Below are 10,949 nucleotides of genomic sequence, written 5' to 3'. Positions count from 1 at the left end.
TAATCTTTTTTAGAAAGAAATCTCTTTGTCTACTTTTTAGCGAGTCTGGGATAGTGTGAGCCAGATAGGGAAGCAGAGCAGATGGCGCTTTTGGTTAACATTTTTAAACGTAATGAAGTAATAAATTAGGGTGGAACCGCGTTTTTGACGCCCCTAGGTCGCAATAGCCTAGGACTGTCGGATGTGGTTCTTTTGTTTGTTCAAACGGAGCAAAAGATGGTCCCTGAGCTAAAATAAAAACAAAAGGAGTAACTAATGTCCAAGAAACTTACCTTTCAGGAAATAATTTTGACTTTACAGCAATTCTGGAATGATCAGGGCTGTATGCTTATGCAGGCTTATGATAATGAGAAGGGGGCGGGAACGATGAGTCCTTATACCTTCCTGCGGGCTATTGGGCCTGAGCCTTGGAATGCGGCCTATGTCGAGCCGTCTCGTCGCCCAGCAGATGGCCGTTATGGGGAAAATCCTAACCGTCTTTACCAGCACCACCAATTTCAGGTGGTTATGAAGCCATCTCCAAGCAATATTCAAGAACTTTACTTGCAGTCTTTGGAGCTCTTGGGCATCAATCCGTTGGAGCACGATATCCGCTTTGTCGAGGATAACTGGGAAAATCCATCAACTGGTTCAGCTGGTTTGGGCTGGGAAGTTTGGCTGGATGGTATGGAAATCACTCAGTTCACTTACTTCCAGCAAGTTGGAGGTCTGCCAACTCACCCAGTGACCGCTGAGGTGACTTATGGTTTGGAGCGTCTGGCTTCTTATATTCAAGAAGTGGACTCAGTTTATGACATTGAGTGGGCTGATGGCGTTAAGTATGGTGAAATTTTCACTCATCCTGAGTACGAGCATTCCAAGTACAGCTTTGAGGTCAGTGACCAAGACTTGCTCTTGGGGAATTTTGAGAGGTTTGAAGCGGAAGCTAAGCGCTGTCTGGACGAACATCTGGTGCACCCAGCTTATGACTATGTTCTCAAATGCTCGCATACCTTTAACCTCTTGGATGCGCGTGGAGCTGTATCCGTGACAGAGCGAGCAGGCTATATCGCTCGCATTCGTAATCTGGCGCGTGTCGTGGCCAAGACCTTTGTGGCTGAGCGCAAGCGTCTGGGCTATCCACTTTTGGATGCAGAGACTCGCGAGAAACTCTTGGCAGAGGAGGGAGAATAATCATGGTAAAAAATTTATTAGTTGAGTTAGGCTTGGAGGAAATGCCAGCCTATGTCGTGACACCAAGCATGAAGCAGCTGCGCGACAAGATGGGAGCCTTCCTGACAGACCATCGTCTGACCTTTGAGAAAATTGAAATGTTCTCCACACCTCGTCGTCTGGCGGTGCGCGTGGTTGGCTTGGCAGACAAGCAGTCTGATTTGACCGAAGATTTCAAAGGCCCTTCTAAGAAAATTGCACTGGATGCTGATGGCAACTTTACCAAGGCTGCCGAAGGCTTTGTCCGTGGCAAGGGCTTGACGGTTGAGGACATTACTTTCCGTGAAATCAAGGGTGAGGAATACGTCTATGTGACCAAGGAAGAGATCGGCCGTCCGGTAGAGGAAATCATCCCAGCAGTGACAGAGGTTCTACAAGCTTTGACCTTCCCTGTCAGCATGCACTGGGCTAACAACACCTTTGAATACATCCGTCCAGTCCACACCTTGACTGTACTCTTAGATGAAGAGGCCTTTGATTTGGATTTCTTGGACATCAAGAGCGGTCGTACCAGCCGTGGGCACCGTTTCTTAGGTCAAGAAACGGAGATTGCTTCAGCAGATTCCTATGAAGATGACCTACGGGCTCAGTTTGTTATTGCCAGCCCTCTTGAACGTGGAGATATGATTGTCGAGCAGATTCGAGCACTGGAAGAGGAGCACGGGGTTTCTATCGAGATTGACGAAGACCTGCTCAATGAAGTGTTGAATCTGGTAGAATATCCAACTGCTTTCTTGGGTAATTTTGATGCCAAATACCTAGAAGTTCCTGAGGAAGTCTTGGTAACTTCTATGAAAGAGCACCAACGTTACTTTGTTGTGCGCGATGCTGAAGGCAAACTTTTGCCGCACTTCATCTCTGTCCGCAACGGAAATGCAGAGCATCTAGAAAATGTCATCAAGGGAAATGAGAAAGTCTTGGTGGCTCGTCTGGAAGATGGGGAATTCTTCTGGCGAGAAGATCAAAAATTGGCTATTGCCGACTTGGTTGAAAAGTTGGGCAATGTGACCTTCCATGAAAAAATTGGCTCTCTGGCAGAGCACATGGAGAGGACTGGTAAGATTGCTGCTCTCTTGGCGCAAGAAGCAGGATTGGATGCTGATGAGGCAGCTGATTTGGCTCGCGCAGCGGCTATTTATAAGTTTGACCTGCTGACTGGCATGGTTGGTGAATTTGATGAGCTGCAAGGTATCATGGGTGAGAAGTATGCTCTTCTGGCTGGCGAGAATGCTGCAGTGGCAGCTGCCATTCGGGAGCACTATATGCCAACATCAGCCGATGGCGAATTACCTGACACCAAGGTCGGAGCAGTCTTGGCACTGGCTGATAAGCTGGATACCATTCTGTCCTTCTTCTCAGTTGGCTTGATTCCAAGCGGTTCCAATGACCCTTATGCGCTGCGCCGTGCGACTCAGGGTGTTGTGCGTATATTGGACAAGTTTGGTTGGAACATTGACTTGGCTCAGCTGGTTAGCCGACTTTACGAACTCGAGTTTGATAGCCTAAGTTATGACAATCAAGAGGCCGTGCTGGACTTCTTCCGTGCCCGTGTTGAGAAAATGATGGATCGCAACATTCCAAAAGACATCGTGACGGCTGTTCTTCAAAGCACTCAGTTCGTCGTACGTGATTTGGTAGAAACGGCTGCGCTTCTAGCAGAAAAAGCTCAGGAAGACAACTTTAAGTCAGCAGTCGAAAGCCTGTCTCGTGTCTTTAATCTAGCTGAGAAAGCCCAAGGGCAGACCGCTGTCAATCCAGCACTCTTTGAAAATCAAGAGGAAAAAGACTTGGCTACTGCCATTGAAAAAGTCGAGCTGACATCTGACTTAGCTACTAATCTGGACCAACTATTTGCCCTCAGCCCAGTTATCGACGCTTTCTTTGACCATACCATGGTCATGGCAGAAGATGAGGCTGTGCGTAACAACCGTCTAGCTCTCCTGTCTTCTTTGACAGCCAAAGCGGGACAAATGGCGCAGTTTAATCAGATTAATACCAAATAAAAGGTAAGAGAGAGGTAGAATCATGGATCCTAAAAAAATTGCCCGTATTAATGAACTGGCTAAAAAGAAAAAAACGGAAGGCTTAACTGCTGAGGAAAAAGTGGAACAAGCCAAGCTTCGTGAAGAGTATATCGAGGGCTACCGTCGCTCTGTTCGTCATCACATTGAAGGCATCAAGATTGTCGACGAGGATGGCAATGATGTGACGCCTGAAAAATTGCGTCAAGTTCAGCGTGAGAAAGGTCTTCACGGTCGCAGTCTAGATGATCCAAATTCATAAAAAAATGAGAGTGGGACAGAAATCGGTAATTCGTTAGAATTCGATTTCATCGTCCCACCTCCGCACAGTTGAGTAGGGCTGTAAAAGCTGATGAAATCAGCGTAGTAGAGCCCACTCAACCGCTGCGTCTTGCTCGACAATCCAAAGACAATTGAGAGGCTAGGACTTTTGTCCCAGCCTCATTTTATTTTTTCTTCTTTTTTAAGAGTTTGTAGCTGATGTAGAGTATTGCGACGCAAGTGAAGGTTAGAATCCAAAAAAGAACTGGATCTGTTGTGGTCCTCAGAAAGAAGAGGCAGACTAGAAAAATGGCAAATAGTAGAATTAAGATAGTATTTTTATAAGATTGAAGGTTCATTCTTCTTCCTCCCTTTTTTGTGCTTGACGAATTTTTCCTTTGGAAATAAAATGCATAATCAGTCCAAATCCAAGACCAGCAGCTAATCCAGCTATAATAAGTTTAGGTTGAAGCAAAACTTGTAGGATATCTTTCTTTTCCATGACAGCTATCATGATGCTAAAGAGAGGGTAGAAGAGCAGCCAATAAGAGAAGCCTGCTTTGAGACCAGCATGTTTCATAGCTTTTTCTTCTTTTTCATCCTGAAGCCCTAGCTCTAGATTATCAATTCCTTTGCGCCGTGCTTGAATGACTATATAGACACAGAAGCCGAGGATAAGGATTTCCAGCAGGATAGGATAAGCAACAGCGATAATTTTAGGCCATCGAAAAGCCAGTGGAAAGGCGATAGCATTGCCAAAAATCAGAATAAAGAAAAGCCAAATAAAGCCTATATTTCCTAGATGCTCAGCCTGTTGTCGCTTTTGCTCATCCAAAGGTCCAGTAATACCGTAAAATCGTTTGATCATCTTGTCTGAGAATGTTTCTTTTTTCATGTTTGCTTCCTTTCTTTAGATATGAATGTTGCTACAAGGAAAAATTCTTAGTCCTCTGAATCTTCATCTGTCAGCTGGGGATCCCAAAAGAGGGCGTTGAGGTCAGTATCTAGTGTTTTTGCCAGATTGATGCAGAGCTCCAAGGTTGGATTGTATTTGTTGTTTTCAATCATATTGATAGTTTGCCGCGATACCCCGATAGACTTGGCCAACTCTAGCTGAGACATCTTTTTTTCTTTTCGAAATTCTTTGACACGATTCATTACACCCTTCCTTTCTATTTTTTTATCACCTTTATCACCAGTCAAATGTCGTGTATATTTGACTTTTAAAATAGTATAATCCTTTTTGGAGATTATGTCAAGTATATACGACAAAAACTTAGGATTATTTTTCCTGGTCCTACTTTTTCTTTAAAATTTTTTTTTGCTTTTGATTATGGTATAATAGATAAGATATGACAAATGAATTTCATCATGTAACCGTTCTTCTTCATGAAACTATTGATTATTTAGATGTTAAACCTGATGGGGTGTATGTTGATGCGACCTTAGGTGGGGCAGGCCATAGTGAATATTTGCTAAGTAAGTTAAGTCCCAAGGGGCATCTCTATGCTTTTGATCAAGATGCGACAGCTATTGAACATGCCAAAAAACGTTTAGCACCATACATCGAAAAAGGCATGGTTACTTTTGTGCAGGATAATTTCCGCCATCTCAAACTACAGTTAAAAAAACTTGGTGTAGATGAGATTGATGGTATTTGTTATGATTTAGGGGTCTCAAGTCCCCAATTAGATGAGCGAGAACGTGGTTTTTCTTATAAACAAGATGCACCATTGGATATGCGTATGAATCGTCATGCGGATTTTAGCGCTTATCAAGTAGTCAATGACTACGATTATCATGATTTAGTGCGTATTTTCTTTAAATACGGTGAAGATAAATTTTCAAAACAAATTGCTCGTAAAATTGAGCAAGCTAGACAGATCAAGCCGATTGAGACGACAACGGAGCTTGCAGAGATTATCAAATCTGCCAAGCCCGCCAAGGAATTAAAGAAAAAAGGACATCCAGCCAAGCAGATTTTTCAAGCCATTCGGATTGAGGTCAATGATGAGCTGGGCGCAGCTGATGAGTCTATTCAGCAAGCAATTGATATGCTGGCAGTAGATGGTCGGATTTCAGTCATCACTTTTCATTCTTTGGAAGATCGCTTGACCAAGCAACTTTTTAAAGAGGCTTCGACAGTAGACGTGCCAAAGGGCTTGCCTTTTATTCCAGATGACTTGAAACCTAAACTGGAATTGATCAGTCGAAAGCCGATTTTGCCGAGTGCAGAAGAGCTTGAGCTGAATAATCGAGCACATTCAGCCAAATTGCGCGTGGCGAAAAAAGTACACAAGTGAGGGAATAAATGCCAAATAACAGCCAAGGAACGAGAGGACAACAGCTCCAATCACGGATTAAAAAGTTCACTCGTATCGAGAAAGCATTTTATGCTTCGATTATCTTGACAGCGATTATTATTGCCGTTAGTGTTGTCTTTATGCAAACAAAACTCTTGCAAGTTCAGCATGATTTGACGGACTTGAATGTCCAAGTCAGCACTAAGCAGGTTGAAATTAATAACGCCAAGCAAGAGATTAATGATTTAACTCGTAAGGAAAGACTGTCTGGCCTGGCCAGCTCTCAGGAAATGACCTTGCAAAATGCAATCGTAAAAACGGCGGAATAAAGCATGAAGAATAAGATTTTAAGGTATGCTTTAAAAAATCGAAAAACAGCTAATATGAATCGAAAACAAGTGGGGAAAAATCTGAGTATCCTGACTGTTTTTCTTTTCTTTGTTTTTTTGATTAACTTTGCTATCTTGATTGGGTCAGGTCGAAAATTTGGAGTAGACCTGGTGGCGGAGGCTAAAAAAGTTTACCAGATTAAAAAAACAGTACAGGCCAAGCGGGGAACGATTTATGATCGTAACGGTAATGCCATTGCAGAAGATTCAACGACTTATAATCTCTATGCCATTATTGATAAAAAGTATAAATCAGCTACAGGTGAGATTCTCTATGTAGAGCCCTCTCAGTATGAGACAGTTGCTCAAATTCTACACGATAAGTTAGACATTGAGACCGATTATGCCAAGAGCCAACTATCACAGGAAAAATTGACTCAGGTCTATTTTGGTGCCAAAGGAAATAATATTCCTTATGCAACGATGACAGATATTAAGAAGTCTATGGAAGATGCCGGCGTTAAAGGAATCAGTTTTGATACTAGTCCTAGTCGAAGCTATCCAAATGAAACCTTTGCTTCTCAGTTTGTCGGTATTGCCCAATTGGAAGAAAATGAGGATGGATCTAAGAGCCTGCGTGGTTCAACAGGTTTGGAATATTCCTTGGATAAAATCTTGGCTGGACGGGATGGCCTAGTGACCTATGAGCGCGATAAAAACGGAAATATTGTACCTGGTTCGGACCAAGTCTCTGTGGCCACAGAAAATGGTAAAGATGTTTATACGACTATTTCTAGCCATCTGCAAAGCTATCTAGAGACAAGAATGGATATTTTCCAGGAAAAGGTCAAAGGGAAATTTGTGTCTGCAACACTGGTTAGTGCTAAGACAGGTGAAGTTTTGGCAACAACTCAGCGCCCAAGTTTTAATGCAGATACCAAGGAAGGTCTGTCTAAAGACTTCAATTGGTCAACCTTGCTTTATCAAAGCCCTTATGAGCCTGGATCAACTATGAAAGTATTTACCTTGGCTAGTGCTATCGATAATCATACTTTCCCTGCCAATGAAACCTACTTTAATGACGAGTTTCAAATCGAGGATACAACCATCAAAGACTGGGGAGTCAATATGGGGCTCTCAACTGGTCAGACCTTGACTTATGCTCAAGGATTCGCCTATTCAAGTAATATCGGTATGGCCCGTCTGGAGAAAAAGATGGGAGATGATAAGTGGCGTGATTATTTAGATAAATTCAAGTTTGGTGTTCGTACACGATTTGGTATGATGGGTGAAGACGTCGGTAATCTTCCGGATAAAAACGTCGTTACAACTGCAATGAGTTCCTTTGGTCAAGGGATTAACGTAACGCAGGTTCAAATGTTACGTGGATTTACAGCAATTGCTAACGACGGTGTTATGTTGGAACCTAAATTTATCAGTGCCATTTATGATTCGGCCACTAACAGTGCCCGCAAGGGAACAAATGAAATCATAGGAAATCCAGTTTCTAAAACAGCAGCTCAAGAGACTCGTAAGTATATGATCACTGTTGGGACAGATCCAAATTTTGGTACCTTACAGACAAATGGAGTGCCGGTCATTCAGGTTCCAGGTCAAGATGTAGCGGTCAAGTCTGGTACGGCCCAGATTGCAGCAGAAGCTAAGGACGGAGGCGGATACTTGGAAGGCGAATACATCTATTCAGTAGTTGCTATGACGCCAGCTGAAGATCCTGATTTCATCATGTATGTGACAGTGAAGCAGCCTGAGGAGAAGTTCTATCCAGATTTATGGAAAGAAGTCGTTAATCCTCTTTTGGAAGAAGCAGTTGCCATGAAAGATACCCTTGGTTTAACGACTCCAACGCATGTCTTGGATAATGTGATTACTGAAACCAAGTACACTATGCCTAAAACAAAAGAAAAGGGCAAAGATAAATCACCGGGTTCTTATGCTGAAGAGCTACGTCGTAATTTGGTTCAGCCGATTATCCTTGGTACAGGAAGTAGCATTACTAAATTATCTGTTGAAGCAGGTAAGAATGTTGCTTCTAACCAGCAAGTACTTCTTCTAACAGATGAGCTGGATGACATGCCAGACATGTACGGTTGGACGAAAGAGAACGCATCAACCTTTGCCAAATGGTTAGATATAAAGGTTACCTACAAAGGTGAAGGTTCGAAGGTTGTTGGACAGAGTGTAAAAGCCAATACCTCTATCAAGAACCTCAAAGAAATAACAATAACACTAGGAGAGTAAGATGCTTACAGCTATAATTGCAGGAATTACTACTTTGATTTTAACAATTATTGGAATCCCTGCCTTTATTCGTTTTTATCAAAAAGCCCGCATTTCCGGGCAACAAATGCACGAAGATGTCAAACAGCACCAGGCCAAAGCTGGAACACCCACTATGGGAGGAACTGTTTTCCTCTTGGCTTCGATTGTGGCGAGTTTTGTCATTGCATTATTTTCAGGAAATCTTTCTAGCAACGTTACAACTATTTTGTTTATTCTGTTCTTGTACGGTTTAGTTGGCTTTTTAGATGATTTCTTAAAAGTTTTCCGCCGAATCAACGAGGGACTGAATCCTAAGCAAAAACTATTCTTGCAGCTGGTTGGCGGTGTGGTTTTCTATCTCTTTTTTGAACGTCACGGCGGTGGGGACATGTTGAACGTTTTTGGCTTTCCACTGGAATTAGGTTTTCTTTATATTTTCTTTGTTCTCTTTTGGTTGGTTGGTTTTTCCAATGCAGTCAACCTAACTGATGGAATTGACGGTCTTGCAAGTATTTCCGTCGTGATCAGCTTGGGAGCTTATGCAGTTATTTCTTTAGAACAAAAACGTTTTGATCTTCTGATTGTGATCTTTAGTATGATTGGTGGCCTGCTTGGCTTCTTCGGATTTAACCATAAACCTGCTAAGATCTTTATGGGAGACGTAGGTAGTCTGGCTCTAGGAGGTATGCTGGCGGCTCTCTCTATTGCCCTCCATCAAGAATGGACCTTGCTTTTGATTGGGATTGTCTACGTATTTGAAACAGCTTCAGTCATGCTCCAAGTTACTTACTTTAAGATGACAGGTGGTAAGAGGATTTTCCGAATGACTCCGGTTCACCATCATTTTGAACTTGGTGGTTTTTCTGGCCGTGGTAAGGCTTGGAGTGAATGGAAGGTGGATTTTCTCTTCTGGGGAATAGGCCTTGTTGCAAGTTTGATTACTCTAGCAATTTTGTATTTGTAAGAAAAAGGAGAACGATTGTTCTCCTTCTTTTCATATAAATGGCTATAAATCCATAATTTCTGTTATAATAGATAGGACTACTAAGGATAAGAGGAAAAAATGAAATTTACAGAATTTACTTTTAAAAATTATATTCAGGAGGCTTTAGAGGATCTAAAGTTTGTTGAAGCAACAGAGGTACAGGAGAAGTTGATTCCAGTTGTTTTGTCTGGGCGCGACCTTGTCGGTGAATCAAAGACAGGTTCTGGGAAGACCCATACTTTTCTGCTACCGATTTTTCAAAAGCTGAATGAAGATGAGGATCACGTACAAGTTGTGATTACGGCACCAAGCCGTGAGTTAGCCACCCAGATCTATCAAGCAACTAGACAGATTGCTTCTTTTTCTGATAAAGAAATTCGTGTTGCTAATTATGTGGGTGGGACTGACAAGAACCGCCAAATTGATAAACTTGAATTTAGCCAGCCTCATATTGTTATCGGAACACCAGGCCGAATCTATGACTTGGTCAAGTCGGGAGATTTAGCCATTCATAAGGCCAAAACCTTTGTTGTGGATGAGGCGGATATGACACTAGATATGGGTTTCTTGGAAACAGTGGATAAAATCGCCTCAAGCTTACCAAAAGATTTGCAGTTTTTGGTATTCTCAGCGACTATTCCGCAGAAGCTACAGCCTTTCTTGAAGAAATATCTGTCTAATCCGGTCATGGAGCAAATCAAGACTAAAACGGTCATTTCAGATACAATTGAAAATTGGCTGGTTTCAACAAAGGGGCGCGATAAAAACGCGCAGATTTATGAAATTAGCCGCATCTTACAGCCTTATTTGGCTATGATTTTTGTGAATACTAAGACAAGAGCAGATGAGCTACATAGTTACTTACTTGCTCAAGGCTTGAAAGTGGCTAAGATTCACGGTGATATTGCACCACGTGAGCGCAAGCGGATTATGAATCAAGTGAAAAATCTTGATTTTGAATATATTGTTGCGACTGACCTAGCAGCAAGGGGAATTGATATTGAGGGGGTCAGTCATGTCATCAATGATGCTATTCCGCAGGACCTGTCTTTCTTTGTCCATCGAGTGGGAAGAACAGGACGCAATGGACTTCCTGGTACGGCCATTGCGCTTTATCAGCCAAGTGATGACTCTGATATTCGTGAATTAGAGAAACTGGGTATCAAGTTCATTCCTAAGATGATAAAGAACGGTGAATTTCAGGACACTTATGATCGAGATCGACGAGCCAACCGCGAAAAGTCTTATGAGAAGCTTGATACAGAAATGATTGGTTTGGTTAAAAAGAAAAAGAAGAAAATCAAACCTGGCTATAAGAAAAAAATTCAGTGGGCTGTCAATGAAAAACGTCGTAAGACTAAGCGGGCCGAAAATCGTGCTCGAGGTCGTGCAGAACGCAAGGCCAAGCGCCAAAGCTTCTAGTCATAAAATTTGCTTATACCCTTGATAAATAAATTATACTGTTCGATATAAAAATAGTGTGATAGACTAGAGTATACTGGTCTATCTTTTTTTCTGGTCTCATAAAGACATGGTAAATTTGTTAAAAAGCATAGAC

The 10,949-nt window shown here is 42.3% G+C and carries 10 protein-coding genes; 8 read left to right on the top strand and 2 right to left on the bottom strand.

Annotated features, from left to right (window positions below; all coding sequences use genetic code 11):
* Positions 1–255: 255 nt before the first annotated feature.
* The 3 genes from glyQ to HMPREF0847_RS08095 are packed head-to-tail and all read left to right on the top strand — an operon-like array spanning position 256 to position 3,495.
* Positions 256–1,173 carry a glycine--tRNA ligase subunit alpha gene (glyQ, locus tag HMPREF0847_RS08105; RefSeq protein ID WP_008808562.1) on the top strand — a complete coding sequence of 306 codons (918 nt, stop codon included), beginning with the start codon at positions 256–258 and terminating at the stop codon, positions 1,171–1,173.
* Positions 1,174–1,175: 2 nt separating this feature from the next.
* A complete protein-coding gene (gene glyS / locus HMPREF0847_RS08100; RefSeq protein WP_008808563.1) occupies positions 1,176–3,215 on the top strand; it encodes a glycine--tRNA ligase subunit beta in 2,040 nt (679 codons plus the stop codon).
* Between the two features lie 22 nt (positions 3,216–3,237).
* Entirely contained in the window at positions 3,238–3,495 is a 258-nt protein-coding gene (locus HMPREF0847_RS08095) for a DUF896 family protein (RefSeq protein ID WP_008808564.1), read from the top strand.
* Positions 3,496–3,849: 354 nt separating this feature from the next.
* Here HMPREF0847_RS08095 and HMPREF0847_RS08090 read toward each other — a convergent pair whose 3' ends face one another.
* Positions 3,850–4,389 carry a DUF3278 domain-containing protein gene (locus HMPREF0847_RS08090; RefSeq protein WP_008808565.1) on the bottom strand — a complete coding sequence of 180 codons (540 nt, stop codon included), beginning with the start codon at positions 4,387–4,389 and terminating at the stop codon, positions 3,850–3,852.
* A 47-nt stretch (positions 4,390–4,436) separates the two neighbouring features.
* Positions 4,437–4,652 carry a helix-turn-helix transcriptional regulator gene (locus HMPREF0847_RS08085; RefSeq protein WP_008808566.1) on the bottom strand — a complete coding sequence of 72 codons (216 nt, stop codon included), beginning with the start codon at positions 4,650–4,652 and terminating at the stop codon, positions 4,437–4,439.
* Positions 4,653–4,846: 194 nt separating this feature from the next.
* Here HMPREF0847_RS08085 and rsmH point away from each other — a divergent pair, with 194 nt between their 5' ends.
* The 5 genes from rsmH to HMPREF0847_RS08060 all read left to right on the top strand — a co-directional run bounded on the left by rsmH (position 4,847) and on the right by HMPREF0847_RS08060 (position 10,813).
* Complete coding sequence (gene rsmH, locus HMPREF0847_RS08080; protein WP_008808567.1) at positions 4,847–5,797, top strand: 16S rRNA (cytosine(1402)-N(4))-methyltransferase RsmH; 951 nt, start codon at positions 4,847–4,849, stop codon at positions 5,795–5,797.
* Positions 5,798–5,805: 8 nt separating this feature from the next.
* Positions 5,806–6,126: a cell division protein FtsL gene (ftsL, locus tag HMPREF0847_RS08075; RefSeq protein WP_008808568.1), complete on the top strand. Its 321-nt coding sequence runs from the start codon at positions 5,806–5,808 to the stop codon at positions 6,124–6,126.
* 3 nt (positions 6,127–6,129) lie between these two features.
* Positions 6,130–8,385, top strand: a complete 2,256-nt coding sequence (gene pbp2x / locus HMPREF0847_RS08070) for a penicillin-binding protein PBP2X (RefSeq protein WP_008808569.1) — start codon at positions 6,130–6,132, stop codon at positions 8,383–8,385.
* Between the two features lies 1 nt (position 8,386).
* Positions 8,387–9,370, top strand: a complete 984-nt coding sequence (gene mraY / locus HMPREF0847_RS08065; RefSeq protein WP_008808570.1) for a phospho-N-acetylmuramoyl-pentapeptide-transferase — start codon at positions 8,387–8,389, stop codon at positions 9,368–9,370.
* Positions 9,371–9,469: 99 nt separating this feature from the next.
* A complete protein-coding gene (locus HMPREF0847_RS08060) occupies positions 9,470–10,813 on the top strand; it encodes a DEAD/DEAH box helicase (RefSeq protein WP_008808571.1) in 1,344 nt (447 codons plus the stop codon).
* The last annotated feature ends 136 nt before the right edge of the window (positions 10,814–10,949 follow it).

It is taken from the genome of Streptococcus sp. 2_1_36FAA, assembly GCF_000161955.2.
GTDB classification, from domain to species: domain Bacteria; phylum Bacillota; class Bacilli; order Lactobacillales; family Streptococcaceae; genus Streptococcus; species Streptococcus gordonii.
Note: the sequence above shows the minus strand (reverse complement) of the source record. Positions and strands in the feature narration are given on the sequence as shown.

Excerpts from the sequence above, each read along its gene's own strand:
- glyS (WP_008808563.1), top strand. The coding sequence starts at position 1,176 with ATGGTAAAAAATTTATTAGTTGAGTTAGGCTTGGAGGAAATGCCAGCC.
- ftsL (WP_008808568.1), top strand. The coding sequence starts at position 5,806 with ATGCCAAATAACAGCCAAGGAACGAGAGGACAACAGCTCCAATCACGG.
- HMPREF0847_RS08090 (WP_008808565.1), bottom strand. The coding sequence starts at position 4,389 with ATGAAAAAAGAAACATTCTCAGACAAGATGATCAAACGATTTTACGGT.
- pbp2x (WP_008808569.1), top strand. The coding sequence starts at position 6,130 with ATGAAGAATAAGATTTTAAGGTATGCTTTAAAAAATCGAAAAACAGCT.
- rsmH (WP_008808567.1), top strand. The coding sequence starts at position 4,847 with ATGACAAATGAATTTCATCATGTAACCGTTCTTCTTCATGAAACTATT.
- HMPREF0847_RS08085 (WP_008808566.1), bottom strand. The coding sequence starts at position 4,652 with ATGAATCGTGTCAAAGAATTTCGAAAAGAAAAAAAGATGTCTCAGCTA.
- mraY (WP_008808570.1), top strand. The coding sequence starts at position 8,387 with ATGCTTACAGCTATAATTGCAGGAATTACTACTTTGATTTTAACAATT.
- HMPREF0847_RS08060 (WP_008808571.1), top strand. The coding sequence starts at position 9,470 with ATGAAATTTACAGAATTTACTTTTAAAAATTATATTCAGGAGGCTTTA.
- HMPREF0847_RS08095 (WP_008808564.1), top strand. The coding sequence starts at position 3,238 with ATGGATCCTAAAAAAATTGCCCGTATTAATGAACTGGCTAAAAAGAAA.
- glyQ (WP_008808562.1), top strand. The coding sequence starts at position 256 with ATGTCCAAGAAACTTACCTTTCAGGAAATAATTTTGACTTTACAGCAA.